At 49.5% G+C, this 25,319-nt stretch carries 24 protein-coding genes and 1 other RNA gene; 13 read left to right on the top strand and 12 right to left on the bottom strand.

The window, feature by feature from the left end; translation table 11 throughout:
* Nucleotides 1-2 precede the first annotated feature (2 nt).
* The 4 genes from ACZ5ZZ_RS00860 to ACZ5ZZ_RS00845 all read right to left on the bottom strand — a co-directional run bounded on the left by ACZ5ZZ_RS00860 (nucleotide 3) and on the right by ACZ5ZZ_RS00845 (nucleotide 2,799).
* The gene (locus tag ACZ5ZZ_RS00860; protein WP_464140821.1) at nucleotides 3-872 is read right to left on the bottom strand and encodes a polyprenyl synthetase family protein; all 870 of its coding nucleotides are present in this window, start codon (nucleotides 870-872) and stop codon (nucleotides 3-5) included.
* Nucleotides 873-874: 2 nt separating this feature from the next.
* Nucleotides 875-1,099, bottom strand: coding sequence for an exodeoxyribonuclease VII small subunit (locus ACZ5ZZ_RS00855; RefSeq protein ID WP_464119489.1), 225 nt, complete (start codon nucleotides 1,097-1,099; stop codon nucleotides 875-877).
* Nucleotides 1,100-2,506 carry an exodeoxyribonuclease VII large subunit gene (gene xseA, locus ACZ5ZZ_RS00850; protein WP_464140818.1) on the bottom strand — a complete coding sequence of 469 codons (1,407 nt, stop codon included), beginning with the start codon at nucleotides 2,504-2,506 and terminating at the stop codon, nucleotides 1,100-1,102.
* A gap of 74 nt (nucleotides 2,507-2,580) precedes the next feature.
* Nucleotides 2,581-2,799 carry a hypothetical protein gene (locus tag ACZ5ZZ_RS00845; protein ID WP_464140817.1) on the bottom strand — a complete coding sequence of 73 codons (219 nt, stop codon included), beginning with the start codon at nucleotides 2,797-2,799 and terminating at the stop codon, nucleotides 2,581-2,583.
* Between the two features lie 80 nt (nucleotides 2,800-2,879).
* On the opposite strand from ACZ5ZZ_RS00845, the gene ssrS reads away from it, so the two are divergent.
* The 3 genes from ssrS (at nucleotide 2,880) to ACZ5ZZ_RS00830 (ending at nucleotide 5,681) form a co-directional block, all read left to right on the top strand.
* A non-coding RNA gene (gene ssrS, locus ACZ5ZZ_RS00840) (6S RNA) lies at nucleotides 2,880-3,059 on the top strand.
* A 118-nt stretch (nucleotides 3,060-3,177) separates the two neighbouring features.
* A complete protein-coding gene (locus tag ACZ5ZZ_RS00835) occupies nucleotides 3,178-5,139 on the top strand; it encodes a hypothetical protein (protein WP_464140816.1) in 1,962 nt (653 codons plus the stop codon).
* On the top strand, nucleotides 5,121-5,681 hold the full coding sequence (locus ACZ5ZZ_RS00830; RefSeq protein ID WP_464140814.1) for a hypothetical protein: 561 nt from the start codon (nucleotides 5,121-5,123) through the stop codon (nucleotides 5,679-5,681). Before ACZ5ZZ_RS00835 ends, ACZ5ZZ_RS00830 begins: the two co-directional genes overlap by 19 nt.
* 27 nt (nucleotides 5,682-5,708) lie before the next feature.
* Here the strand turns inward: ACZ5ZZ_RS00830 and ACZ5ZZ_RS00825 are convergent, their stop codons facing one another.
* The 6 genes from ACZ5ZZ_RS00825 to ACZ5ZZ_RS00800 form a co-directional block, all read right to left on the bottom strand.
* Nucleotides 5,709-6,269, bottom strand: a complete 561-nt coding sequence (locus tag ACZ5ZZ_RS00825) for a NifU family protein (protein WP_464119482.1) — start codon at nucleotides 6,267-6,269, stop codon at nucleotides 5,709-5,711.
* On the bottom strand, nucleotides 6,266-7,495 hold the full coding sequence (locus ACZ5ZZ_RS00820) for an aminotransferase class V-fold PLP-dependent enzyme (protein WP_464140812.1): 1,230 nt from the start codon (nucleotides 7,493-7,495) through the stop codon (nucleotides 6,266-6,268). The genes ACZ5ZZ_RS00825 and ACZ5ZZ_RS00820 overlap by 4 nt, the downstream gene beginning before the upstream one ends.
* A 5-nt stretch (nucleotides 7,496-7,500) precedes the next feature.
* Nucleotides 7,501-8,757 carry a Fe-S cluster assembly protein SufD gene (gene sufD / locus ACZ5ZZ_RS00815; protein WP_464140811.1) on the bottom strand — a complete coding sequence of 419 codons (1,257 nt, stop codon included), beginning with the start codon at nucleotides 8,755-8,757 and terminating at the stop codon, nucleotides 7,501-7,503.
* A gap of 21 nt (nucleotides 8,758-8,778) precedes the next feature.
* Nucleotides 8,779-9,531: a Fe-S cluster assembly ATPase SufC gene (gene sufC / locus ACZ5ZZ_RS00810; protein WP_464132773.1), complete on the bottom strand. Its 753-nt coding sequence runs from the start codon at nucleotides 9,529-9,531 to the stop codon at nucleotides 8,779-8,781.
* Between the two features lie 71 nt (nucleotides 9,532-9,602).
* Nucleotides 9,603-11,060 carry a Fe-S cluster assembly protein SufB gene (gene sufB, locus ACZ5ZZ_RS00805; protein ID WP_464140809.1) on the bottom strand — a complete coding sequence of 486 codons (1,458 nt, stop codon included), beginning with the start codon at nucleotides 11,058-11,060 and terminating at the stop codon, nucleotides 9,603-9,605.
* Nucleotides 11,053-11,508 (bottom strand): RrF2 family transcriptional regulator, encoded by a 456-nt coding sequence (locus ACZ5ZZ_RS00800; protein WP_464119472.1) that lies wholly within the window; start codon nucleotides 11,506-11,508, stop codon nucleotides 11,053-11,055. Before ACZ5ZZ_RS00800 ends, sufB begins: the two co-directional genes overlap by 8 nt.
* Before the next feature lie 173 nt (nucleotides 11,509-11,681).
* Between ACZ5ZZ_RS00800 and ACZ5ZZ_RS00795 the strand changes: the two genes are divergently transcribed.
* From ACZ5ZZ_RS00795 to ACZ5ZZ_RS00765, 7 genes are all read left to right on the top strand, one after another.
* Complete coding sequence (locus tag ACZ5ZZ_RS00795) at nucleotides 11,682-12,548, top strand: hypothetical protein (RefSeq protein ID WP_464140808.1); 867 nt, start codon at nucleotides 11,682-11,684, stop codon at nucleotides 12,546-12,548.
* Nucleotides 12,549-12,620: 72 nt separating this feature from the next.
* Nucleotides 12,621-13,361: a protein TolQ gene (gene tolQ, locus ACZ5ZZ_RS00790; RefSeq protein ID WP_464140807.1), complete on the top strand. Its 741-nt coding sequence runs from the start codon at nucleotides 12,621-12,623 to the stop codon at nucleotides 13,359-13,361.
* A gap of 3 nt (nucleotides 13,362-13,364) precedes the next feature.
* Nucleotides 13,365-13,781 (top strand): ExbD/TolR family protein, encoded by a 417-nt coding sequence (locus tag ACZ5ZZ_RS00785; protein ID WP_464119467.1) that lies wholly within the window; start codon nucleotides 13,365-13,367, stop codon nucleotides 13,779-13,781.
* Complete coding sequence (tolA, locus tag ACZ5ZZ_RS00780; protein ID WP_464140805.1) at nucleotides 13,778-14,629, top strand: cell envelope integrity protein TolA; 852 nt, start codon at nucleotides 13,778-13,780, stop codon at nucleotides 14,627-14,629. The genes ACZ5ZZ_RS00785 and tolA overlap by 4 nt, the downstream gene beginning before the upstream one ends.
* 13 nt (nucleotides 14,630-14,642) lie before the next feature.
* Nucleotides 14,643-16,025 carry a translocation protein TolB gene (locus ACZ5ZZ_RS00775; protein ID WP_464119463.1) on the top strand — a complete coding sequence of 461 codons (1,383 nt, stop codon included), beginning with the start codon at nucleotides 14,643-14,645 and terminating at the stop codon, nucleotides 16,023-16,025.
* A complete protein-coding gene (locus tag ACZ5ZZ_RS00770; protein ID WP_464140804.1) occupies nucleotides 16,018-18,318 on the top strand; it encodes a [protein-PII] uridylyltransferase family protein in 2,301 nt (766 codons plus the stop codon). Before ACZ5ZZ_RS00775 ends, ACZ5ZZ_RS00770 begins: the two co-directional genes overlap by 8 nt.
* Nucleotides 18,319-18,353: 35 nt before the next feature.
* A complete protein-coding gene (locus tag ACZ5ZZ_RS00765; RefSeq protein ID WP_464119460.1) occupies nucleotides 18,354-18,989 on the top strand; it encodes a peptidylprolyl isomerase in 636 nt (211 codons plus the stop codon).
* A 91-nt stretch (nucleotides 18,990-19,080) separates the two neighbouring features.
* Here the strand turns inward: ACZ5ZZ_RS00765 and ACZ5ZZ_RS00760 are convergent, their stop codons facing one another.
* Together ACZ5ZZ_RS00760 and trxA are read right to left on the bottom strand one after the other, a co-directional pair.
* On the bottom strand, nucleotides 19,081-19,542 hold the full coding sequence (locus ACZ5ZZ_RS00760; protein WP_464119458.1) for a DUF4430 domain-containing protein: 462 nt from the start codon (nucleotides 19,540-19,542) through the stop codon (nucleotides 19,081-19,083).
* An 83-nt stretch (nucleotides 19,543-19,625) separates the two neighbouring features.
* Entirely contained in the window at nucleotides 19,626-19,976 is a 351-nt protein-coding gene (gene trxA / locus ACZ5ZZ_RS00755; RefSeq protein ID WP_464119456.1) for a thioredoxin, read from the bottom strand.
* A gap of 106 nt (nucleotides 19,977-20,082) precedes the next feature.
* On the opposite strand from trxA, the gene ACZ5ZZ_RS00750 reads away from it, so the two are divergent.
* The 3 genes from ACZ5ZZ_RS00750 (at nucleotide 20,083) to ACZ5ZZ_RS00740 (ending at nucleotide 25,231) form a co-directional block, all read left to right on the top strand.
* A complete protein-coding gene (locus ACZ5ZZ_RS00750) occupies nucleotides 20,083-20,562 on the top strand; it encodes a DUF3015 family protein (protein ID WP_464140802.1) in 480 nt (159 codons plus the stop codon).
* A complete protein-coding gene (locus ACZ5ZZ_RS00745) occupies nucleotides 20,547-22,349 on the top strand; it encodes an Lnb N-terminal periplasmic domain-containing protein (RefSeq protein ID WP_464140800.1) in 1,803 nt (600 codons plus the stop codon). The genes ACZ5ZZ_RS00750 and ACZ5ZZ_RS00745 overlap by 16 nt, the downstream gene beginning before the upstream one ends.
* A gap of 125 nt (nucleotides 22,350-22,474) precedes the next feature.
* Nucleotides 22,475-25,231 carry a hypothetical protein gene (locus ACZ5ZZ_RS00740; protein ID WP_464140799.1) on the top strand — a complete coding sequence of 919 codons (2,757 nt, stop codon included), beginning with the start codon at nucleotides 22,475-22,477 and terminating at the stop codon, nucleotides 25,229-25,231.
* Nucleotides 25,232-25,319: the final 88 nt, after the last annotated feature.

Genomic DNA, 25,319 nt, shown 5'->3' with positions numbered 1-25,319 from the left:
AACTACACCTGACGATTTTGATTGAAGCTGATAAGGAATTCCAACATGGGCGCATCCGCAGAAACCTTGCGAAGCTCTGCCAGTGTCGATGCACTAAGATCCTTCAGATAAGTCTTGGTTCCCTCCAGGCCCAAAATGCCCGTGAAACTACGCAAGTCCTGTCCCTTTTCACCGTGATCCAGCACATCGTCAGCCACTTGGAAGGCCAATCCCAAACCTTCTCCGAACTTTTTCAAGCTTTCGATATCAGTTGGCTTGGCTCCGGCAATCACAGCGGCCCCCTCGACTGCGACACGGATCAAAGCCCCTGTCTTCAGACGATGCAGATGGGTTAGCTCTTCCAATGACATCTGTTTGTCACCGGCGCGTAGATCAATGGCCTGGCCACCCACCATACCACGGATGCCTGCCGCAGATGAAAGCAGTCGGCCCAGTTGAGCCACCAGGAAACTATTATCAGCGTAGCCTTCAGCAATCAGCATAAAGGCCTCGGTCAAAAGAGCATCCCCGGCAAGCAAGGCAAAGTCCTCACCATAGACCTTATGATTCGTTGGCTTGCCTCGGCGCATGTCATCGTTATCCATGCATGGAAGGTCATCATGAAGCAGAGAATAAGTATGAACCAGTTCCACCGCTGCGGCGAAGGGAAGAATTTTTTCTTTGTTGGCACCGAAAAGCTCTCCCACCAGCAATGATAAAACCGGACGGAAGCGCTTGCCACCATTGGTGGCAGAATAAAGCATGGATTTGCGCAATTCAGCGATGGCCGCTCCCTCGGGAAGCTCCATCTCAGACAGATACTTTTCCACAAACTGATTTACAGTTTCAGTGCGTGCCGCTATTTCCTGTTCAATCTGAATTGCCAAATCCAAGATTAGTTCTCCTCAGCGGTGAAATCAGATGTCACCGGCTGACCGTCTGCGCCCACCGACATCAAAAGTTTCACTTTGGATTCAGCTTCGTTCAGACGCTGATGACATTCGCGGGAAAGCTTTACACCTTCTTCGAAAAGTTTCAGTGATTCTTCCAGGGCCAAGTCGCCCTTTTCCATTTTCTGAACGATCTCTTCCAGACGTCCCAGCTTTTTCTCGAAATCCATTTATTCCCCTTTCACGCTGTCAACAACAGCGGTCAGTGAGCCCTGAGCCAGACGGATATCCAAAAGATCACCCTTTTTAACCTGGTCAGACGATTTAATAACAACACTATCCTTGGTCACGATGGAATAGCCCCGCTCCACCACCTTCAGCGGACTGAGACTGTCGAGCATCCCCATCACTTTACCCATACGGGCCTTTTTTCGCTCAATAGAGAACAGCAACGCCTTTTCTGTGCGTGCCTTCAGATATTCCAGATCCTTTTTCTTTTCCTGGATCAGGTCCTGCGGACTTCCCAACTTTTCATTGAGCAGTTCCACCTTGTGGCGACGCTCTGCCAGGCGCCGGTTCATCGCAAACTCCAGACGGTTCAAAAGATCGTCGTTGCGCAATTCCAAATCCTGAAGGCGGCGCTGAGGATCCACCAATCGCTTTGAAAGACCCGTCATCTTTTCACGCAGATACTTCATCTTTTTTTCAAAAGAAAGTTTCAGCATGCGTTCCAAAGAAACCACTTTGTTGGCAAGCTCCCCGGAACTTTTTGCCACAAGCTCTGCTGCCGCCGACGGGGTCGGTGCACGCAGATCCGCGACAAAGTCAGCAATCGTAAAATCAATTTCGTGACCCACGGCCGAGATCACCGGAACCGGGCTGGCAGCAATCAGACGCGCCAGCTTTTCGTCGTTGAAGCACCACATGTCTTCGATCGAACCGCCTCCGCGTCCAACAATGACCACATCCACACCCGGAAGGGCGGTGGCCTTCTTAAAGGCTTCACAAATCTGTGGAGCAGCGGCTTCCCCCTGAACAATCGTCGGCACGACTGTGACCAGAATTGATTTAGCTCGACGGGAAAGTACATTCAGGATGTCCCGAATGGCCGCCCCGGTCGGAGATGTCACAATCGCAATATGCCTTGGGAAGGTTGGAATGGGTCTTTTTTTAGATGTATCAAATAGCCCTTCCGCTTTTAATTTCATCTTCAGCTGCTCGAAGGCTTTCTGCAAAGCCCCAGCACCCACAGGCTCCATCATCTCGCACATGAGTTGATAGTTTCCACGTGGTTCATACACCGTGATACGGCCGCGCACGATCACTTCCATGCCGTCGGTCGGCTTGAACTTCAGACGCGCATTGTGACCGCGGAACATCACCGCCGTAATCTGAGATTTAGAATCTTTTAAGCTGAAATAAAAGTGCCCCGACGTGTGCGCTTTGAAGTTGGAGACTTCACCCTTCACCCACACGGTCCCGATCTGACCCTCGAGAAGCTGTTTGACATAGATATTGAGCTGCTCAACAGAAAGCACGGAAGGTTCATTGCTTTTCGTCAATAGATCCGCAGCCCCCAGATTAGCCTGGGCGGAAATATCTGCTTTACGAAGAGCCTGATTAGGAGTGTCCGACATGGGAGCAGAGGCTAATGCCCTGCCCTGCCAGTGTCAATACTTCGGGAGTCAATACATTGAGAGTCAATTGCGCACTAAAGGGAGGAGTACCAGACGTTCTGCACAGACCACAGTCCGCCGACAAAAAAGCAGATCCACGCCAGGGATTTGTGCTTCGTGATATTGGCGTAGGCCTGCCCCAGGCGCTCCTGTCCGATCCTTGCCAGGACGGGGTTCTCCAACACAACAACCATCAGGAGTCCATAGAAAAAAACCACAAATGGAAAAATAAAATCTAACTTTTCTGGCGTCATAAGCAATTTATCGGAGCTTTGCCAGAAAGTAAGAGTCCGGTTTGATTGACGGCTTTAAAAGACCTGATAGAATAGTCTTCAGAAGGGTTCGACGGCGTAAAGCTCTATCGAAAATAAACCTTACAAGCATATTTTTGGGAACTGTCCCTGACAATGGTGAGCAAGCTCAGCTCGTACTGAGAAGCCTAAAGTTGTTATCATGGTTACCCACCTTAGCTAAAACAGGTTTACTTTTTCAGAGTGGCCTTCGAGCCTTTTTTTATTTGTCTCATTTCAAGACAGTCCTGCAAAAAACTTCTGCAATTTTGTCATAATTTACTCTAAGAAATCATCGGCTTCATCGTTCAGGCTCCCGCCCGTAAGTCCGATAAGTTTCTTATGAAATTAAGCCGGACTCTGGCCGCTCTTCTGTGCGGTTGTTCTCTACTTCTATCTGGTTGTGGCAATGGCAATGGCTTTGAGGGCCGTGACGACTCTTCGTCGTCAGAACCCGCCTCCAACGAACCCCCTTATTATGGCAAACCCACTGAAATCGACAATGCTGCGGCAATCACAGTCACGGCACCGGCGATCTTCCGCTATCGGGGTTTGAGTTTTAGCCCCGGGGCCAGCACCAATGGCTTAACCGGTGTTGTAAACGAAGGAATGCCCATCGCCTTTGCAGAGTTTCATATCTATGATGAAGCCGGCACACGCATCCAGCAGGGCGAAACCACAACCGACGGTCTGGCTGTTTTCAAGATTCCAAAAACAGAAGGCACCTACACTTTAAAAGTGTATTCCCGCGCTCAGAACGCCTATCTGAATGTCAGCATTCTGAATGACATCTACGCCAACAGCCCGCACTTTGCCGCGCGCACCTTCACTGTCACGGCCTCTGACATCACCAACGGGACCAAGGATCTGACCTCTACTCCCGTCATTGCCGAAGCCGATGAAAACTTGTATCCAGGCATTGAAGGCGGCGCTTTCAATATCATGTATAATATCCTGCTTGCGAACGAATACATCCGCCGCAACATCAATAAAAACGTTCTAGAAAGTGGCGTCCCTTCTACAGACCCCAATAAATGGTGGGTGGCTGAAAAAGTGACCGTCTACTGGAAAGCCGGATTTAATCCGTATTCCTATTTCGGCTCCAACTCACCCCTGTCGTTCTATTCACCTGGAGACCGAAAGCTCTTTATCTTAGGGGGCGTCAGCGGTGACGTGAAATCCTCTGACACGGATCATTTCGATGACTCGGTGATTTTGCACGAATACGGTCACTTCCTGGAGGACGTCTATGGGAACTCAGCGTCTCCTGGCGGCTCGCACAACGGAAACTTCGTCATTGATGCGCGCTTGGCGTGGAGTGAAGGCTGGGCCAACTACCTGCAGGCAGCTGTTCTGACGGGTGCCGATGCTGCAAGCCTTGGAGTTGACGAAAGCCGCGTCCCCGATCAGGTTCGCTATCACTATTACGTCGATACCTATGGTTACAAGGGCAACGCCAAATCCGGCGTCAGCATTTCGTTCAACCTTTGGGAAAATGGCGCGACGGCTTCTATGGACAGCACAGCCACCGACCTTGAAGGCACAGGAACATTCCGTGAGGTGTCCGTCTCAAGAACTCTTTATAAAACCACACGCAAGAACGATGCAATTTATTCGGGCATCAAAACCGGTGCGGGTATCGCTTTTGCTGATATCTGGAAAACGTTCTCGGGTGAAGACACTCTTGGCCACAGGAAAAACAACAACCCGGTGGCCACAAGCCTTGTGAATACAGCTTTGTATCCAATCCCCAATTTCGGTCTGTTTAACAACCTGCTTTCCCGCAACATCGCCGCTAATGCCAAATGGGATACCATTTTGGATGAGGAAAAACAGAGCAAGACCACCAAAGACTATGCGTACTACCTCAGTGCGACCGGAGGCTCCTGCCCAACAACGTTCACTGTCGGCACACCCGAGACCAGTTTGGGTGGCCTGGCGAGATCTCACCAGCAGGTCAATAATGACTTCTACCTCTTCTATTATGACGGCAGCGGTGGAAGCATCTCTATGAACTTCTCAAGCAGCAAGCTGAATTTGGATCTGATCCTTTACAAAAAAGACTACGTCTATTTCGAAGACACTCATTGGTACGCCGGCTATTCATCTTCGTATATCGCGCGACAAAGCCGTTCTGCAAGTGCCACGACAGAAACCGTCAGCTTAAGCGGGTTGTCCGCTGGCTATTACATCATCAATGTGAAAATCAACGCCTATAACAAGGTCAATTCAGACCTGAATGCCCCTGCCACTTACACCCTGACAAGAAATGGAGTCACCCCACTATGCGGAAGCGAAAGATAATCTTCACCGCGGCCTTTATGACCTTGGCTTTGGGAGCCTCCCTGTTTTCATTTTCTGGAAACTCTGAAGAGCGCAGTCCCGCGGCAGCAAGCAAAACAAGCTGGAGACCTCTTCCCATCGGAAAACATCTGGCCGCATTCCACGTAGAGCTAAAAACTGAGAACGAGATACCGGAAGATGCTGACGATGAAGTCTCTTTGGTCGCACGCATATTAGTCAATCAGGACCTGCAAAGTGATTTCACTTACTCCTGGAGTCTTCCCGAAGGAGTGTCTGTGGTTGAGGGGGAAGTGTCGGATTCTTTGGCCAACGTCAAAGCCGGACAAGTCGTGGAGCTGAAGTTGACTGTTGTGGGTTTCTCGAAAGAAAAACAGAAAATGATCTCTTTGGGAGTTAAGGCCCGTGCCGGCAATGAAATCTTGGGAAATTCCGCCTTGATCGTCAGCCGCTCGGAAGACACCCTGGAAGCGGAAGCCCCGGAACTTCGACGTTCTGCCGAAGCTCAACTGGGAAGTGACGTTTTCAAACGTCGGAGAAAATAAAAAAGGACCCGTCAGGGTCCTTTTTCTTTACAGCGGAATCACTTCGATTTCCGGATTAAACTGATCTCTCAGAATACCCTCGATAGCCATCAAGGTTCCGGACGTGGCACTTGGGCAAGTCCCACAGGCGCCCTGATAGAAGACATAAAGTTTATTGTCTTCGTATTTCACCACATCCAAGTCCCCACCATCACCCTGCAAGCCCGGACGGACCGTGTGATCCAGAATCTCTTCGATCTGCTGAACCTCTGGTGACAGACTTGCACGACGCAATTTCTTTTCATCCATCTGTGTCTGGTTCGGATTATGCGCCGGCATGCGAGTTTGAATCACGGAGCAGACATTTCGTTGAATCTCTTCAGGGTCTGCATCAAAGTTGTGAGTGATCGTGATCACATTCTGGAAGAAGTGAACCTGACGAACACCTTCAACTTGAAACAACGCGGATGCCAGCAGGCTTTGATCAGCCTCTTTTGCGTCAGCATAGGTCGCCTTGCCCTCTGTCAGGACTGGACGATCCAATACAAACTTCCACGCGTTGGGATTTGGGGTCGCTTGAATACGGATGAGTACATCTTGGGTGCTCATAACAACATCTCCCGGGCCTTTGCCACGGCTTTAACTAAAGCATCAATATCTTCATGATTATTATAAACTGAGAACGAAGCGCGAACTGTTCCTGGGACTCCCAATCGAGCCATCAGAGGCTGGGTGCAATGGTGACCCGCGCGAACAGCAACACCTTCCTGATCCAGAATCTGAGCCACATCCGAATGATGAGCCCCCTTCAGATTGAAGGAAAGGATCGCCCCTTTGTTGGAAGATGTTCCAAAGACCTTCACATCAGGAATCGCCAGCAGTTTTTCAGTCGCTGACTTTAGGATTTCCATTTCATAGGCATGGATCTTATCCAGACCGATCTTTTCAACAAAATCCAAAGCGGCATGCAAACCCACAGCCCCTTCCACATGCGGTGTTCCTGCTTCAAAGCGAGTGGGAACATCATTGAACGTGGTCTTTTCAATGGTGACTTTGGAAATCATGCTGCCGCCACCTTGATACGGAGGCATCTGATCCAGAATCGCTTTCTTGCCATAGACAGCACCGAAGCCGAAGGGACCAAAAAGCTTGTGCGCAGAAAAAACGAAGAAGTCACAGTCCATATCCTGCACATTCACCGGAAGCTGGGACACAATCTGGGCGCCATCCACCAGAACCTTGGCTCCAGCCTCATGCGCCAGACGAGTCAAAAGCTTCACATCGGTGTTTGTTCCCAACACATTAGAGGAAGCGGTGAAAGCCACAAGTTTTGTTTTGGCGGAAAGCTTGCTCTTGAAATCCTCAAGATTCAGCTCTCCGTTGTCGTGAATGTCCGCCGCCACGACCTTGGCGCCTACTTTTTCTGCAACCATCTGCCAAGGCACGATGTTCCCGTGATGCTCCATCACGGTGATCAAAATCTCATCCCCGGCCTTCAGGTTCGAAAGCCCCCAGGAGTTAGCCACTAGGTTCACGCCCTCAGTGGTTCCACGGACGAAGATGATCTCTTCAGATTGGGAAGCCCCCAGGAAATCCGCCACCTTCTGGCGAGCAGCCTCAAAATGCCCCGTCGCCACATCACCGAGGTAATGCGCTCCACGGTGCACGTTGGAGGTCTCATAAGAATAAAAATGCGAAATACGATCAATCACGGACTGGGGCTTTAATGTTGTCGCCCCGCTGTCCAGATAAACCAGCTTCTTGCCATGAACCAATTGGGTCAAAGCCGGAAACTGACTGCGAACACTTGCAAATAACTCTTCTAAATTGCCCATAACACTTACCGATTCAGGCTGAGGTGACTGAACGCCTCATCCAAATGGCGAGACAACCAGGTCTGGATGTTCTCGTCGGAAATTTTATAAATCACTTCAGAAAGGAAGCCGTAACTTAACATTGGAATCGCTTTGTCTTTCGGAATCGCTCGGGATTGCAGATAGAACAGCTCTTCGCGGTTCAACTGACCCACGGTCGATCCGTGCGCCGCCTTCACATCGTCAGCATAGATCTCCAAACAAGGCTTGCTGTCGGCTTCGGCTTTGGTGCTTAAAAGCAGGTTATTGTTCAACTGGGCGGAGTTGGCTTTCTGTGCACCTTTTTCGATCAGCACCTTGCCACAGAAGACCGCCTTGGATTCACCATCCAAAATGCCCTTGTACAATTGATTGGTGTTGCACTCGCCCACGTGGTGATCGATCAAAGACGTGTTATCCACATGCTGAGATCCACGAACTGCGTATACGCCCAGGATTTCAGAGTTGGAACCCGGACCCTTCAGCACAACATCCAAAGAATGACGGGACAAAGCAGCCCCTGTTGCCAAAGCCAGACTTTCCAAATTCGCATTCTTTTCAACCAAGATGCGTGTGCGACCGATGTTGAAGGCCTTTTCACTTTCAGCCTGCACGCGCACATAAATAACTTTTGCACTGTCGGCGATATGCAGATCAAAGACGGAATTCACAAAATAGACGGCATCCTGAAGACCATAATGGCTTTCAAGAATTTTCACCGAGGATCTTGCACCGACCTCCAGACGAATGCGGGGATGAACCATCAGGTTGCTGCCGCCCTCATTGGAAGTGAAGAAAACAAAATTCACAGGTTTTTCCACAGACGTTTCCTTTGCAATAGAAACGTCCAAAGCCTTCGTCAGGTAAGCACCGTTCAGAGCATCAAAGGCGTCGTCAAACTGCTCAGGGTACTGATGAGCCTCGCTCAACGCTATTCCGGCTGGAAGTTCTGCCGACAAGGTCTTATTCAAAACACCGTTGAAGAACACCACGTTGGTAAAATCAGAATTCAGGCGCGCCTTAATCTGCAGCAGAGTTTCATGGCTGGGCTCAAAAGAGCTCGTCGCCGAAGCGAAGGCGCCTTCACCGATCGCCTTCACACTGGTGTAGTGCCAGTCTTCATCTTTGCGGGTCGGTAGGCCCTTGTTCAGAGCGTAGTCATAACCCGCCTGACGGAAGGTGGCCAAAGCCCCTTGCGCCGGATGTGCCTGACTAAATCTGTCGTAAGTAGATAGCAAGTTCATAGTTTTTATTCCTACCGCCGACTAGTTGATCAACCAGTCGTAGCCTTTTTCTTCCAGTTTCAGAGCCAAAGAGCTGTCACCTGTTTCGATGATTTTGCCGTTCACAAGAACGTGAACGAAGTCCGGCTTGATATAATCCAAAAGTCTTTGATAGTGAGTCACCAGCACAATCGCGTTGTCCTTGCGGCGAAGCTTGTTCACGCCATCTGAAACCACACGAAGGGCGTCGATATCCAGACCGGAATCTGTTTCATCCAACAATGCCAAACGCGGAGACAATACCGCCATCTGCAGGATCTCATTTTTCTTTTTCTCACCACCAGAGAAGCCTGTGTTCACCGGACGATCCAGATACTCAGGCTTCATGCTGACAAGTTTCATTTTCTGGTAAAGGAATTCACGGAACTCCCCTTCCGGCATAGGCTCAGAACCCTGATGGGCCAACACAGAGTTGAAAGCCGTGTGCAGGAACGTGAAGTTGGAAACGCCCGGAACTTCGATCGGATACTGGAAGGCCAGGAAGATGCCTTCTTTGGCTCTTTCATCCGGTTCCAAATCCAGCAAGTTGGCCATTTGGAAGTTCACTTCATATTTCACTTCGCCTGCGGTCACTTCATACGCCGGGTGTCCCGCCAACACTTTGGAAAGTGTGGATTTACCAGAACCATTCGGCCCCATGATCGCGTGAACTTCACCTGCTTTCACAGTCAGGTTCAGACCCTTCAGGATTTCTTTTTCTTCAACTCGTGCGTGGAGGTTTTTAATTTCTAACATTTTTCTTTACCTTTATTGCTACTTCAGTTTCGCCGCCCCCAGGGCGACTGCACTCTGTGCGCTTCGCGCACTTAGCCGACAGAATTTTCCAGTTTCATTTCAATCAATTTCACTGCTTCGACAGAGAACTCCAAAGGAAGCTCTTTGAAGACTTCCTTACAGAAGCCGTTCACCAGCATTGAAATGGTCTTTTCCATATCCAGACCGCGGGACTGAAGATAGAAGATCTGATCTTCGCTGATTCGGGAAGTCGTCGCTTCGTGTTCAATCGTCGCTGTTTTGTTTTTTACTTCAATATACGGATAAGTGTGCGCACTGCTTTGATCACCCACCAGCATGGAGTCACACTGGGAATAGTTGCGCGCATTTTCCGCTGACGGCAGAATCTTCACCTGACCGCGATAGGCGTTGGAAGACTTGTCCGTGGAAATACCCTTGGAAATGATCGTGCTCTTGGTGTTTTTACCAATATGGATCATCTTCGTTCCGGTATCGGCCTGCATCAGATCGTGAGTCAGAGCCACAGAGTAGAAAGCCCCCTCAGAGCCTTCGCCCTGCAAGATGCAGCTTGGATACTTCCAAGTGATCGCAGAACCGGACTCCACCTGAGTCCATGAAATCTTGGAGTACTTACCCAACGCTTTTCCACGTTTGGTTACAAAGTTATAGATACCACCACGGCCTTCTTTATCGCCCGTGTACCAGTTCTGCACAGTAGAGTATTTGATTTCGGCATTGTCCAACGCCACCAGCTCCACCACGGCCGCATGAAGCTGATTTTCATCACGCTGAGGCGCCGTGCAGCCCTCAAGGTAATTCACATAACCGCCCTCATCACAAACCAGCAGCGTTCTTTCAAACTGACCGGTGTCTTTGGCGTTGATACGGAAGTAAGTGGAAAGATCAATCGGGCAACGAACCCCTTTCGGGATGTAGCAGAAAGAGCCATCCGTGAAGACCGCCGCATTCAAAGCGGCATAGTAGTTGTCCGTGTGAGGAACCACTGAGCCCAGATATTTTTTCACCAGCTCCGGATGCTTTTGAATCGCCTCAGAGATAGAGCAGAAGATCACACCAGCTTTATCCAAAACCTCGGTGTGAGTGGTCCCCACAGAGACAGAGTCAAAAACCACATCCACGGCAATGCCCGAGATGCGCTTTTGTTCTGTCAAAGGGATGCCCAGCTTTTCAAAAGTCTTGATCAGTTCCGGATCCAGATCATCCAAAGATTTTGGTTTTTCCGATTCATCTTTGGCTTTCTTTGGCGCGGAATAGTAACGAATCGCCTGAAAATCAACTGGCGGATAAGACACGTGCGCCCAGGTTGGTTCGACCATTGTCAGCCAGTGGCGATAAGCCTTCAGGCGGTATTCCAGCATCCACTCGGGTTCATTCTTTTTGGAAGAGATCAAACGGATGATGTCTTCGTTCAAACCCAGGGCGACCTGATCTGTTTCAATGTCGGTTGTGAAACCGTATTTGTATTCGTAACTTTCCAAAGGGTTGTTGGAATTTTTGTTGTTATCCATGAGCCACCACCTCTGTGGATTTTTTTGCTGGCATAGCCACTCTTCCTACCAATAATTCTTTCAGGCTCAGGCTCTTGTAGAATTCCGTAAGTCTGTGATTTAAATCTGTGATCGGGGATACAATGTTGCAGGTTCCTTGAATCTCACAAGGAGCTTCCTTGTGCAGGCACTTCACCAAGGCCGTCGGACCTTCAATGACTTCCACTAGGTCATGGATGGAAACTTTCGCCAGATCCTTGGTGATCTGATAGCCGCCATTGGCTCCGTATTCGGCGCGCAAAATTCCGCCCTTCTGGGCCATTTGCTGCATCACACGAGCTGTCGCATCAAACGGGGTATGAAATGCGTCAGACACTTCCTTGGCCGTTGTGAGCTCGCCGGGCATTTTTTGGCTCATATACTTTAAAGCCATCAAAGCGTATTCAAGCTTGCGGTTGATTTTATTCATAAAAAGCTTCCTTCTGCGGACACTGTATGGCCTTCTATCTAATAGAAAGCCAATTGAAAAACAAGGCGAAATACGCCTAATTTTAGCGTATTTAAGATCATGACAGGATTCTTTCCTTCGGTTTTGAAAAAATGTGCTGATTTCAAAGTCTTAGGGTGCTATACGAAGGTCCTATGAGAATCCTTTTCATTACCGTCTGCAGCTTTCTAGTCCTTGGTGTTCTTCTTCTGATGGCCCGTATTTGGGGCGATGCTCAGAACTATCCCGTCTATGAACACGCCTTCTTTTCTGGCCCCGCTCCCATTGTGATCGTTAAAGCCGACACCTTGGATAAGGTTCAAGAGGCAATTAAGCTGAAACCCGACGTGGCGATCTGGGCTGACGTTCGTCTTTCCCGCGACAAAGTGCCTTTCATTTTGCCCCCTTCCCGGGATGCTGAATTCCTGAAAATGAAAGAGGCGGAACAAAAAGCCAACCCCACCACGCCCATCATGATCGGCAGCAAGTTGTCAGAGTACCCGTGGGAGCAGATCAACGAATTTTACAAAACAACACCGGCGCTGAAAGAGTACTATGAGCAGTTCCCACAAACACGTTTTGTGTTGAACATTGTGGATAACGTGCACGACGTACATTCCGCCGTCGTGGAGGCGATCGACGGTCTGTCTGCGAAATCACGCACCATGATTCAAAGCGATGCCCTGGTCGTCATGACCTCTGTAAAAGAGTTAAAACCAGAGTGGGTGTACGGAACCAGCACACCGGATATTATGAGAATGCTCACTTTTGATTCTCTATATATATTGTCATCCACGCAGTTTAAAGGAGACGTTTTCGTTGCCCCGTTCACGCTGATGAAAAGACCGGCTTTCAACGACGACATCATCACAGAGATGCGCCGTCGCAACAAAAGAATCTTCCTGGGTCCCATCGAAACTACCGAACAATTTGCTGAGGCGAGTCGCCACAAGGCAGATGGCCTGATCACAGAGAATCTTCCAGAATTGCTCCAGCTTCTCAACCAAGGTCCTGTTCAATAGGTTGATCCCAATTGCATTTGGGCATATCTTTTTAGCTGACTGTTTGAAAAGCTGTCAGCCGGAGGTCTAGATATGTCCGCATTTAATTTCATCAACGTGGCGCAAGCCGCACCCTCTGTTTCGGTGAACACCAGCTCCATCGATGCAATCGCACAAGCCAGCCCTGTCGTTCAACTGACTTTGTTAATGTTGATCGTGATGTCCATCTTCTGTTGGGCCATTGGTTATTCCAAGTTCGTCACTTTCAAAAACATGAAGCAGTCCGACGAGCTTTTCATGAGCAAGTTCTGGAAAGTGAATTCATTGGACACTCTTTTTGAAGACATCGATCAATATAAAGATTCTTCTATCGCTCGCGTGTTTAAAGCCGCTTATCTGGAGATGAAAAAGATCTCTGAATCCCCCCTGCTTTCTAAAACCGAAGGGGAAAAGCCGATTCTGTCGGGCATCGACAACCTTGAGCGCGTGTTGAACAAAGCCACAGAAAGTGAAGTCTCCAAACTGGAATCCCGTCTGACAGTTCTGGCGACCACGGGCTCCACCGGTCCTTTTATCGGACTGTTTGGAACTGTTTGGGGAATCATGGGTTCCTTCCACAAGATCGGTCAGACCGGAACTGCCAGCTTGGCGGTTGTGGCTCCGGGGATTTCTGAAGCCCTGATTGCGACTGCAATTGGTTTGGCAACAGCGATTCCGGCGGTCGTTCTTTACAACAACTTTATTTCTAAAATCCGCAAGCAGGAGATCGCCCTGAACAACTTCAGCGCCGACTTCCTGAACATTGTGAAGCGTAACTTCTTTCAAGGAAACTAGATCATGGGAATGAGTGGCGGCGGCGGAAAAAGCCGGGCGACATTAAGTGAAATCAATATCACGCCCCTTGTGGACGTGATGCTGGTTTTGCTGATCATGTTCATGGTAACGACTCCTTTGATGCAACAAGGGATTGAGGTGGATCTGCCGAAGACCTCCTCTTCCGGTGTTGAAGTGAATGAAGAGCCTTTTGTTTTGGTGATCAATTCCGACCAGAAAATGACCATCGCCAAACAAAAGATCGCCATGAACGAACTTCGTCCGAAACTAAAAGCGATCTTCGAACATAAAAAGAATAAACAGGTGTACATCCAGGCAGACCGCAAAGTGGATTATGGCTTCGTCGCGGAAGCCATGGCCGAAGTGCGTGCCGCCGGGATCTTTAACATTGGCTTGATCACACAACCAAAAGACCAGTGAACTACTTAGAAGAACACGAACAGCAGAAAAACGACGAACAAGTGACCCGCGGCATAGGGATCTCCTTTGCCCTGCATGCGCTTGTTATTTCCATCTTCACTCTGAAGACCGTGTTCTTTACGCCCGAGACCATTGATTTCACCCAGGCTGTGCGTGTGGATATGGTGGGCCTTCCTGATAAGACACCTCCGAAGGATCTGTCAGCTCCCGCCAAGGAAAATCCCAAGCCGGCTCTTCCTGATAAAGAACCTGCCAAGGAAAAACCCGCAGAAAAGCCACCTGAAAAAGTGGCCGAAAAGAAACCTGAAACCAAACCAGAGCCCGTGAAACTTCCTCCGGCCAAAGCCAAAGAAGAAGGTATCAATCTGGAAAAGGTGAAGGCCAAACAGCAAAATGCCCTGGAAAAACTCAAAGCCATGGCTGCCCTTGAAAAGATCAAGGAAGACGTGGCAGAGGAAAAGAAGAAGGTCGCCGCCAATGCCGGAACTGGAAAAGCCGACACCGGCAGTGCGCCGATCAAAGGCAATGTCGTGTCACCTGGCAGCTCGCTGACGGGAATCGCGAAACTTCAGAATGACAGCTATATTTCTGATTTGGATCGTCACATCAAACAGAACTGGACAATTCCAGAGTGGCTGGCCAAGAAGGACTACAAAGCCCAGGTGCGTCTGTTTATTGATTCGCGTGGTAATATTTTGGGCAGAAAAATTGTTAAATCCAGTGGCAATCCCAGCTACGATGAAGAAGTGTTAGCAACCATTGATCGTTCGGCGCCTTTCCCGGCTCCACCGGAAAAGTTGATCGCCGTATTCTCTGTGGATGGAATCCTGATTGGATTCCCGGAATAACTAGGAGGACATCATGATGAAGCAGATTTTGGCCTTGATTCTGGTTTTAGGCCTGTCACCCCTTATCTCTCATGCGCAATCCAACGGCATCTATATTAAACTGGGTGAAGCGCGCACAAAAAAAAGTCTGATGGCTTTTCCGCCACTGCAATACTCCGGATCCCCATCGACGGCTTCCCGCAATCAAGGTGTGGGCATTGAGATCTTCAACACGATCACCAATGACTTGAGTGTTTCCTCTTACTTCCAGTTCATCAATCAAAGTGCGTTTCTTGAGGACACGGCCAAGACGGGATTGATGCCGGCTCCGGGTCTGCCTAATGGATTTAAATTTCAAAGCTGGTCCTCCATCGGTGCCGATTTCCTGATTCGCGCAGGCTATTCCGTTGTCGGCAACGAAGTGACTTTAGAAACCTACACTTACCATGTCCCTCGCGCTGCTCTGGTTTTGGGGAAAAAATATAAAGGCCCTGTTTCCAGCGCCCGTCGTATTGCTCACACGTTCTCTAACGATGTTCTAAAAGCCCTGACCGGCGAAGAAGGGCCATTCCTGTCCCGCGTGGTTGTTTCCAGCGACCGTGCTGGCGGTCAGAGCAAAGAGATCTTTGTGATGGACTGGGATGGCGCCAATGCCGAACAGGTTTCCCGTCACCGCAGTATTTCGATTTCTCCAGCCTGGTCACCGGATGGTAAGAAGATTGCTTACACCTCTTACGTAAAACGTGTTGGCGCTAAATTCAGAAACGCCGACATGCTGTTGCTGGATCTGACGACAGGTAAAAGATCTTTGATCTCCTACCGTCAGGGCATCAACTCCGGGGCGTCCTTCTCTCCGGATGGTCGCAATATCTATCTGACAATTTCCCAAGGCACAAATCCTGACATCTATAAAATGACTCTGGATGGAACCCTGGTTGGCAAGATCACCAACGGTCCTTCCGGCGCCCTGAATGTAGAGCCGAATGTTTCTAATTCCGGCCAATTGGCGTTTTCTTCGGACCGCGCTGGCCGTCCAATGATTTACACGGCCAATGCCGATGGATCGGGCCTGAAACGTATCACCTTTGCAGGCGTGTTTAATTCTTCTCCGTCATGGTCTCCTGATGGAAAGAAGATCGCCTTTGCCGGTCAAAGCGATAACAACTTCGATATCTTCGTAATGAATGCCGACGGCACCGGGATGATTCGCCTGACTTCCGCAAAAAAAGCCAACGGCAAGATGGCCAGCAACGAGGACCCTTCGTTCTCTCCAGATGGCCGTTTTGTGATGTACACTTCCAACCGCACCGGCAAGAATCAGATTTATATCTCGACTGTGGACGGTACGGAAGAACGCCGCGTGACCAACGACAATTACAACTACTTCAAACCGAAGTGGTCACGTAACATTGACTAACACATCCCTTGAAGATCAACTAAGACAGGAGCGCAACGAGATCTGGTCTCGTTACGCTCTGGCCGCCAAAGAGGACTCTCTTCCACCCGATCAAATCTGCCATCAGTGGAGCGAAGCCTCAGACCTTCTTCTTCGCCAAGCCTTTTCGACTTGTTTTCAGGATCAAAAAGTTGCTTTGTTCGCTCTGGGAAAACTGGGTTCTTCCGAACTGAATTTAAGTTCGGACGTGGATCTTTTGATTGTCAGCCAGGATGACTCCGTCAACGCCTTGCCCGGCCTTCGCCGCTTTCAAAAAATTCTTTCAGAAAGAACGGCGCTGGGTTTTGTCTTTCGCGTGGATTTTGATCTTCGCCCCGGTGGCAAACAAGGCCCCCTGATTCCAACTCTGGATCAATTCAAGGACTACTACGGAAACTATGGCGAAACCTGGGAACGACTGGCCTTTGTCCGCCTGCGGGCTCTGGCTGGTGAGGAGTCCCTGCAGCAGGACGTGATCAATTTCGCTCACAAGTTTTCCTTCCGCAAACATCTGGATTTCACTTTGCTGGAAGATCTGAAGACTTTGCGCTCAAAAATACAAGTCCACTACTGGGGCCGATCGCAGCACGATGTTTTCGACCTGAAGTTGGGTGTCGGGGGTATTCGCGATGTGGAACTTTTCACCCACGCCCTGCAGGTCATCCACGGCGGTCGGGACACCGGCTTGCAGGTCCGCGGGACAACCGAGGCTCTGTTGCTGCTGGAGATGAAAGAGCTTTTGCCAAAGGAAGAGTCTCAGTTCTTGCGCAGTCATTATTGGAATTTGCGCCGTCTGGAAAACTATGTTCAGGCCCAGAACGATGAACAGACTCATTTGCTCAGAACCGACGACAGCCATCCCCAGTTTATCCAAACGGCTTTAGCAACCTTGCGCTTTGATATGCTTCGTTGTGATTCCATCGTGAAGAGCCTTCTGGGTGAGGCCCCGCGCGAAAGCTCTCTGGAAGACGAGCTGAAGGGGGCAGGCCTTCCCGATGAGGATCTGAAAGAACTTTGGACTGAGATTTTGGATCAGGAGGTTTTGTCCCGCAACAAGGGACGTGATGAGCTGTCACGTAAGGCCTTTCTTGCTGCCTTCTTTGATACATTGAAAGAACAAAAGGGTGACTTGCGCCGTGGTCTTTTACTTTTAAAAGATTTCATCCGGGGCACGCGTGCCAAAGCAAGCTTCTTCAGCCTGCTGCTGCGGGAAAAAAATCTGATGCAGGAGCTGGCGTGGCTGTTTGGACACTCTCCGTATCTTTCACGAATTTTGTGCAACCGGCCCGAGTTGCTGGACAGTTTTGTCTATCGCTCACAGAACACTCCCTCGGATGATCTGGGTTCTTTGCTGGAGGAACTGGCGGAAAAGAAGCTTCTGTCGGAAGTCATCAATGGTAGTGAATACCTGCGTGAAAAGAATCTGGCGCAACTGACTCAGAACCTGACCTCCACGGCGGATTCCATTGTCAACACACTGCTGACCGCTTTGAAGAAAGACTTTCCTTCGGATCTTCGTGTTCTGGCTTTGGGCAAATGGGGTGGCCGCGAACTGGGTTTTCGCAGCGATCTGGATTTTATTTTCGTTCTCAACCATCAGCCTGGGGAGGCGGACTTCAAGCTGGCCAAGCGATTCATCACCCGTCTGACAGAAAGTCATCGCGGTGGGAATATCTACTCCATTGATATGCGTCTGCGCCCCTCAGGCAAAGCAGGCCCCTTGATCATTCACGAAGATGATCTGCGCACTTACCTGCAATCCGAAGCCGCCGCCTGGGAAAGACAGGCTTACTTGAAAGCGCGTTGGGTTGATGACAACTCCCCGATGACAAAGGACTTTGTTCAGCGCGGCCTTTCCTCTGACGAACTTCTTGAGCTTGATCGCATTCGACAGCAGTTGATCTCAACCGGATCAGACCTCAGCTTGAAATACAGTGAAGGAGGATTGGTTGATCTGGAACTGGCGGCCCAGACTTTCCTTCTGCAAAAGAAACAAACTCCTGCGGCCACAGCGACCGAGCACTTCTTGTTAGCGATGGGCCCTCGGGGCAGCCTTCTGAGTAGAAATTATGACCGGATGCGGCAGATTGAACAGATGCTTCAGCTGGTTGCGTCAGAGTCACTTTCTGAACTGAAGCTAAATCATGAGTCCTTTCATGCGCTTGCCTTGGCGCTTCATACGAGTCCGTCCGAACTTTTCAAAGAGGCCCAAAGCCTTCTTTCGCAGAATATCGCCATTTTGAAGGAACTTGACCCTCGCAGGCTGCCTCACTAATAGTGAAGGAGTTGGACAAAAGTCAGGAGACAATAATGTCGAAGAATATCGATGTTAAAAAGGTATTTTGGATCTACCTTTTTGCATTCTTGCTGGCAGCTTTTAGCTTCCGTGCAGATGCCAAGACCGATTCCAAGGCAAAGACTACGAAGAAGGGAAAAGACATGATCGCAGTATTTGAAACAAATAAAGGAACTTTCAAAGTTAAACTATTTAACGACAAAGCTCCTAAGACCGTTGAAAACTTCGTAGGTTTGGCTGAAGGCACTAAAGAGTGGACTGATCCTAAAACTGGCGAAAAAGTAAAAAAACCTTTCTATAATGGTCTTACTTTCCACCGTGTGATCAAAGATTTCATGATTCAAGGTGGTTGCCCACTTGGAACTGGTACTGGTGGCCCAGGCTACCGCTTTGAAGATGAGTTCCCGGCTGGCGCTCCAAAGCACGACAAACCAGGCATCCTTTCCATGGCGAACGCGGGTCCTAACACAAATGGTTCCCAGTTCTTCGTAACAACTGTTCCAACTCCTTGGTTGGATGGCCGTCACACTGTATTCGGTGAAGTTGTTGAAGGTATGGACGTTGTAAAATCCATCGAAAACTCCAAAACAGGAGCTATGGATCGTCCGGCTGAACCGATTGTTATCAAAACTGTGACAATCCAGAAGTAATCTGAATTAAATAATTTAAAACTAAAAAGCCCGGTGGAAACACCGGGCTTTTTTTATGTTAACTGTTGAGTTTCAAAGATAGCTTAAAGTTCTAAGGTTTCTTCCCGCAGAATTGTTCCGCCTGGATCCAGTAAGCCGGGGAGCAATAGTCCTCCCACTGGTTGTTCTTATTTGTGGAATACGCATAGAACCAAGTCAGCTTGTCACTCTGATTCTTGAAATGAACTTGATGAGGCATTTCCATCGGTTGTTTACCGTTAACAAGATAACACCAGCCGTAAACACGCATCTCTGTATCAGAAACGACCTCGATGCTGTCTAATCCGATGGGGCTATTCAGGATCGAATTCAAACCTTCTTCGGAACCCACATAGGGGATCTTATTGGCATTAAAGATTTCAAGACTGACAGCGCCCACGGACTTCTGCAGATCCGCTTCGTAGACCCCTTCATAGACCGGCTTATTGTCACAAGCCCCGAAGATCCTCCAGGAAACCGCCTGGGCATTGAAAGAAAAAAGCAGCGCTAAAGAAAGAACTATGTATTTCATCATGGCCCTCCTCTACCGCATTCTGATTGCGGATGCACTACCAAAAAACGGGTTGCCCCCTATAAAGGGTCACCCCGCCGAATCTATTAGGAGTTTTCCTTGCGGACTTCTTCCATATCGATTTCTTTGGCTTTGACAATAATCTGCTCAAAGATCTCTTCAGGAAGGGCACCCGGCTGACTGAAGATGATGTCACTTTCCTTGATCACCATCAGCGTTGGGATAGATTTAATCTGAAACTTATCAGCCAGCTCCACTTCGGCTTCTGTGTCGATCTTGCCAAAAATCACATCCGGATGCTTGGCTGCAACAGATTCAAAGATCGGCGCAAATCGACGGCAAGGCCCACACCATGCCGCCCAGAAATCCAGAACGATCATATTATTATTTTCAACAATTTCCTGAATATTGGATTTAGTAACTTCGATAGTCGCCATACAATTCCCCTTAACGACGTAGGTCCATGATTGTGTGCACTCAGGTAAAAGCTTTGATGTTCTTCTATAAATAGGCAACGATTTAATAAAAACAACGGGAGGCTTCATGAAAAAAATTATCGTTTCTCTTCTTATGCTTGCTGGGTCCCAGGCTTTTGCTGCCGGTGATGCCGGTTGCGGTCTTGGCAGCATGATCATTCAGAAAAACTCCAAAGGTCTGCAGCTTTTGGCAATGACCACGAACTCATTCCTATTCACTCAGCCCCTGGGCATCACTTCCGGAACTTCCGGATGCTCTTCCCGCGGCTTGGTTATGGCCGACAAAGAAGTGCAATACTTCGTGGAAGTGAATCAAGAAGAACTTTCCCGTGAGATGGCACAAGGTCACGGCGAAAAACTGGCGACTTTGGCACAAATGAAGGGTTGCCAGAATGAGGCTTCCCAAAAAGCATTCAGCACTTTCGCTCAGTCCTCTTATTCCCGCATCCTTCCGACGGCAAACACCTCGGCAGCTGATATGGTTCAGAACCTGAATAGCGAACTTTCCGGCCAGAAGGAACTTGTTCAGCTGTGCCATGGTTCCTAATTGTCCTTTTGCTTGCGGCCCCACTGACAACGTGGGGCTTTTCTGCCGAGCGCACTGAATCCTATATCCAACAAGCCCGGTCACTCCAAATCTGGGAGGATCCTCAATGGCTTCGCCTGGGACACTATCGCAAATCCTGGGGACGTTATCAGTCTGCCATTGAGGGCGACTTTTTCCTTTCATCCCGGGGCTCGCAAGATCCCAAGGACGAACTGCTGCAAACTCTGAAAGTTCTTTTCAGCCCTTCAAGCTCTGCCAAACATCCACAGTGCCGATATCGGGCTCGCACTCTTTGGTTGAAAAGCAGATTGGATATTGCCAGCGACGACATTCTTGCCTGCCATGAACAATCTGAGTGGAAAAAGATTCTGAATGCCGAAGAGCTGTATATTGTCTTTGCCTCCAGCGATCTCACCAGTGCCGGCTCCAGCTTCGGGCATACCTTTTTACGGGCTCACAATCCCAAAAATACCAAAGAGCGTGAGTTATTGGACTATGGAATCAACTATGCCGCCCTGACCGGCCAAGACAATGGCGCTTTGTTCGCTCTCAAGGGTCTTTTTGGATTTTATCCGGGTGCTTACTCCATGCTGCCGTACTATCAAAAAATCCGGGAATACACGAATCTGGAAGGCCGCAGTCTTTGGGAATATAAGCTCAAGCTCACCCCCGCCCAGGTCGACTTTTTGATCGATCATCTTCTGGAACTGGAAGGAAGCTATTCGCCCTATTATTTTTTGACCGACAACTGCTCTCAGCAGATTCTGGAGCTTATTGAGGTCGCTGTGCCCGAGCGGGATCTCACATCTTCGTTTCGGGATGCCACCATTCCGCTGGACACCCTGAAAGTGCTGCGTGATCAATGGCTCTTGGAGGGCGAACGCGCCCGACCATCATTGCAGGCCTACTGGCAGGCCCACTACAGAAATCTGAATGCCGCTGAAAAGCAAGTTGTTCGTGATCTCGTACACGCGGGACACAGCAGGGAGCTGCAAAAGCTGCCCTCTGCACCACAAGCCTCGGCTCTGGAAGCAACGCTCAGCTATTTGGCGGTTAAAGAATACCGTGATCAAAAGGAATACAAGGATCTTAAGTATCAGCTCTCGGTGCAACGGGCAAAACTTGGCAACGTCACCGAACCCGTGGTGCTGGGAACCCCGAAGTCCCCTTTGCTGAGTCCTGATTCGCAAGCCTACTATCTTTCCGTGGGTAGCCTGGATGAAAAAAATTTTGTATCTTTTAAATATCGTCGGGCCTTTCATGACCTTCTGTCTGACGACAGCGGGCTATCGCCGTTTTCACATTTGGAAGTCCTGGGTGTCGAGTTTCGCTATGAAACTGCAGCAGAACGATTGGATCTGGAGCAGTTAACCTTGCTTAAAATATTTAACTCACCCCCCGTCACTGAGTTTGAATCCCCTTGGACCTGGCGCTTGGATCTGGGAACCCAACCCAAGCTGGATCCTTATCTGCGCTGGGCTGTGGGATATTCACTGGATCTTCCACTGAAAAACTTCTCGCGCGCCAGTCTGCTTCTGGTGAATGACAACTTCCATCTTGGCAGTATCCCCCATCCGCTTGTGGGTGTTGAAGCTCTGTTCATGAGCAAGTGGAACAGCGGACTTCGCTCCGTGATTTCCGCGCGAATTTTACAGAACACCCGCACTGGCGAGGGACTCGGTGTGGGCTCGGCCGGAGTGTCCTGGGGCGGTCGCAGTCTTGAGTATCGTTTTGAGACAGAGCTTTACAACCGGGTTCCTCTGGTCAAGGCCTCTGTCATCTTTTAGACAGAGCGGTGCCCAGATACGACCTCGTCGCGCTTTGATACAAGCAGCATGCCATTTAATTGATATAGAAGGGTCCAAAGCTTGCTTCCTAGGATCTTGAGGTCTTTTCACCTCAAGGAGACGCTATGAAGTGGTTTTCTAAAATCCTGACCGCAATTGCTACGATCAATATGGTGCTGGCACCTGTGGCCCACGCCGTTGACTGGTCAGAAAAAGAAAAAGCACAACTGTCACAGTATCGCGACTTCCTTGAGCCCATGGGTTACACGCTTCACGTGGACAAAGAATCCAAAAAAGCCCAGGTCTATGACAAAAACACCAAAAAACTGGCGATGGAAATTCCTTTTGGCGAGGAAACTCATCTGCGTAAATTCTCTCCGAAATCCATGAATAAGATGATGATGGATGAAATGGTCCGCATCAAAAATGCCTCTAAAGCTTCCTTGTCCCACACGGTCAGGAATCTTCCGACTGAGTCTGCGATGTTCTTTATGGCTATGGGTGCTGTGGTGGCCGGTCAACTGATCACAAACTACTCGCAAAATCCCGTGGCCATGCAGCAGCACATTCAGCATCAGCTGTCTCCAATGGGTGTGTTTGGCTTCTTTGTCTTCATGTATTCCCAAGGTCTGACTTCGAACTTGCTGTCCATGTACATCAAAAATCCAAAGTTCCATCATATGATTCCGTACCTGGGGATGACCGTCGGTGCGTTCCTTCAGACCTATCTGTCGTCTGTAATTGCTGATCCCAATGTCAAAGCCTGCGCCAAATCCATGATGGGTGGAAAAATCAGTGATGCCGAAAAAGCCAATATTGACGCTGATCCATGCGGCAAGGCTTACGAGTATCTGGTGGTAAAAAAGAAGATCTGGGAATACGCGCCGGGCATCGCCTCCATGCTGATTTCCTCGGGCGTCGCGGCCTTGGGTCAGGCTCTTCTGACAAAAGTTGTTCTGCGTGTGACGGGTGTGGATATCGCGCTTTGGCTGGCTCCAGGCTCTATGCAGGTGAAGGGTCTTCGCCTACTTCTGGTAAAGGGCCTGCAAATTTCAGCTTTCGTTGCCTTGGACATGTGGTTCAACCGTCATGTCACCTTCGCTTGGAAGAATATCTTTGACGGTGCTGACTTCCACGACATGAACAAAGACATGGTCACTCAAGTTAACACCTTGAAAGCCGCCAAATGGAACAGCTCCAGTGAAGATTTGACCAAAGGCATGAAGCACTTCCATCAAAAGATGATGGACTGGCGCATGATCAATATGTCTGAAGTTTACGAAGCACACCACAACTGGTCCGAAGCTTTGAAACAGATGACGAGCATGTTTAACAGCAGCTATTCCTTCTATAGTGCTTTTGTTAATGAGATCCGCAACGCTCGATTCAACCAGTCAGCAGTCAAACCCCTGCTGATGGATACACCCCTGAACGGAGTGACTCCGCTTGATATGGCTGAAGGCCGTGAGGATTTATACCTGACGCATCCTAAGTTTGTGGAAGGCATGCAGATGGACACTGTGGCCGAAGCTGCGATCAAGGCGGAAGCTCTGGTCAAAGCCGACAAACTTAAATACTTCCCAGCACGCCAGAAGAAAACCGTGAACGATATCATCGCGGGTCTGGCCTCTGGCGATCGCGACACCATCGGCAAAGCCCTGAAGACCCTCAATGATGAAATGCGCGTGGCTGCGATGAGCACTGCCAGTCCCTATGGATACTATCACCTGCTGGCCGAAATCCGCAGCCTGATGGGTGCGCCGGAACCGATTCTTGAAAAAGGACGTGGCTTTGGCTTGGCCTTTGAGCGCTCCAGTGAAGGTGAAAGCCTGAAAGGTACAAACTACTATCGACGTGTGGGGATCTTCGCCACTCCGAAAATCACCGACTTCCTGGTCATGCAGATGGTCTGCGGGCCGGATGCTGAAATGGGAGAAAAAGTCATTAAAACCCCTCGTATCGCCGGTGCGCACACGGGCTTCCCTTCTGTCTTCCTGCCTCCACGCTTGGCCGATACTAACGACGAATTCGACGAGTGCTTCGGTATCACCCAAGGCACGACGGCGGCTCGTATCTATGGTCACCCAGTTCGCGCGGACAGCGGGAAGCAGTACAAAGGCTTCGTCGAATATTTGGTGCAGGAAGCTCGTCCCAATGTTGTGGGAACACCTTCTGAAACCAACTTCCCTCAGTGGTGGAACAAAACAACAGAATCACAAATGCAAGCCGCATTTAATGAGTTTGCAAAAAGCTATGATGAAATCGTGATCAAGATGGTGCGCAAGATCTTCAACTTAAAACGCAGCAGCTTCAACCGTGGTCCGATCTCTAACGGAATTATGAATGCCGTATTCCAGGAAGAAAGAACCTATCTGGCGTTGCTGCAGGAACTGCTGCAACCATCGGCAAAGTTCAGTCTTGATTTTGAGTCTCTGATCACGACAACCCCCACTCACCCGGCGCTGCGTGCAGTGGAAACCCAGTTCATCGTGCTGAACAACCTGTTGAAGAAGATCGAGATCAAAAAAGTCGACGGCCGCGAAGTGGTTCAATCGCCTCTTGAGAACTATCAGCTGGAAGAACAAGTGGCTAATATCCAAACGGCGCTGGCCTCTGTGGCAACATTGTTGGGAGTTGGTGATGCCGAAGGTGGAGCCGCAGTTCAACTGAACAAACAACAGCGCGACGTTGCTGTTCAGGCCTTGGAGCATCTTCAGTCTTTGGCTTCTGAAGTGATGATGTACGGATCCATGGCCAATGCCGTGAGCTGGGATAAAATCCGCAACATCAAGCGTCTCAATATGGAACAGCAGAAGTTTAATAACGAGGTTCAGGCCAAGATCTCTCAATTGAGAGGCATGGCTTTGCCGGCGGCACCCTAACTGGTACGGCCTTTGAATTATAGGTAGTTGAAACAATTAAATTAAATAGGTTGCGTCCGAGGGCAGAGAGAACCCAAAAACGGAGCCG

The sequence above is a fragment of the Bdellovibrio sp. HM001 genome, assembly GCF_055397275.1.
Note: the sequence above shows the minus strand (reverse complement) of the source record. Positions and strands in the feature narration are given on the sequence as shown.

What these genes read in the sequence shown, in the direction of transcription:
- trxA (WP_464119456.1), bottom strand. Translation starts at nt 19,976, where the DNA reads ATGGCGACTATCGAAGTTACTAAATCCAATATTCAGGAAATTGTTGAA.
- xseA (WP_464140818.1), bottom strand. Translation starts at nt 2,506, where the DNA reads ATGTCGGACACTCCTAATCAGGCTCTTCGTAAAGCAGATATTTCCGCC.
- ACZ5ZZ_RS00830 (WP_464140814.1), top strand. Translation starts at nt 5,121, where the DNA reads ATGCGGAAGCGAAAGATAATCTTCACCGCGGCCTTTATGACCTTGGCT.
- sufC (WP_464132773.1), bottom strand. Translation starts at nt 9,531, where the DNA reads ATGTTAGAAATTAAAAACCTCCACGCACGAGTTGAAGAAAAAGAAATC.
- ACZ5ZZ_RS00825 (WP_464119482.1), bottom strand. Translation starts at nt 6,269, where the DNA reads ATGAGCACCCAAGATGTACTCATCCGTATTCAAGCGACCCCAAATCCC.
- ACZ5ZZ_RS00740 (WP_464140799.1), top strand. Translation starts at nt 22,475, where the DNA reads ATGAAGTGGTTTTCTAAAATCCTGACCGCAATTGCTACGATCAATATG.
- sufD (WP_464140811.1), bottom strand. Translation starts at nt 8,757, where the DNA reads ATGAACTTGCTATCTACTTACGACAGATTTAGTCAGGCACATCCGGCG.
- ACZ5ZZ_RS00845 (WP_464140817.1), bottom strand. Translation starts at nt 2,799, where the DNA reads ATGACGCCAGAAAAGTTAGATTTTATTTTTCCATTTGTGGTTTTTTTC.
- ACZ5ZZ_RS00765 (WP_464119460.1), top strand. Translation starts at nt 18,354, where the DNA reads ATGTCGAAGAATATCGATGTTAAAAAGGTATTTTGGATCTACCTTTTT.
- ACZ5ZZ_RS00835 (WP_464140816.1), top strand. Translation starts at nt 3,178, where the DNA reads ATGAAATTAAGCCGGACTCTGGCCGCTCTTCTGTGCGGTTGTTCTCTA.
- sufB (WP_464140809.1), bottom strand. Translation starts at nt 11,060, where the DNA reads ATGGATAACAACAAAAATTCCAACAACCCTTTGGAAAGTTACGAATAC.
- ACZ5ZZ_RS00760 (WP_464119458.1), bottom strand. Translation starts at nt 19,542, where the DNA reads ATGATGAAATACATAGTTCTTTCTTTAGCGCTGCTTTTTTCTTTCAAT.
- ACZ5ZZ_RS00775 (WP_464119463.1), top strand. Translation starts at nt 14,643, where the DNA reads ATGATGAAGCAGATTTTGGCCTTGATTCTGGTTTTAGGCCTGTCACCC.
- ACZ5ZZ_RS00750 (WP_464140802.1), top strand. Translation starts at nt 20,083, where the DNA reads ATGAAAAAAATTATCGTTTCTCTTCTTATGCTTGCTGGGTCCCAGGCT.
- ACZ5ZZ_RS00800 (WP_464119472.1), bottom strand. Translation starts at nt 11,508, where the DNA reads ATGAATAAAATCAACCGCAAGCTTGAATACGCTTTGATGGCTTTAAAG.
- ACZ5ZZ_RS00785 (WP_464119467.1), top strand. Translation starts at nt 13,365, where the DNA reads ATGGGAATGAGTGGCGGCGGCGGAAAAAGCCGGGCGACATTAAGTGAA.
- ACZ5ZZ_RS00855 (WP_464119489.1), bottom strand. Translation starts at nt 1,099, where the DNA reads ATGGATTTCGAGAAAAAGCTGGGACGTCTGGAAGAGATCGTTCAGAAA.
- tolQ (WP_464140807.1), top strand. Translation starts at nt 12,621, where the DNA reads ATGTCCGCATTTAATTTCATCAACGTGGCGCAAGCCGCACCCTCTGTT.
- ACZ5ZZ_RS00820 (WP_464140812.1), bottom strand. Translation starts at nt 7,495, where the DNA reads ATGGGCAATTTAGAAGAGTTATTTGCAAGTGTTCGCAGTCAGTTTCCG.
- ACZ5ZZ_RS00795 (WP_464140808.1), top strand. Translation starts at nt 11,682, where the DNA reads ATGAGAATCCTTTTCATTACCGTCTGCAGCTTTCTAGTCCTTGGTGTT.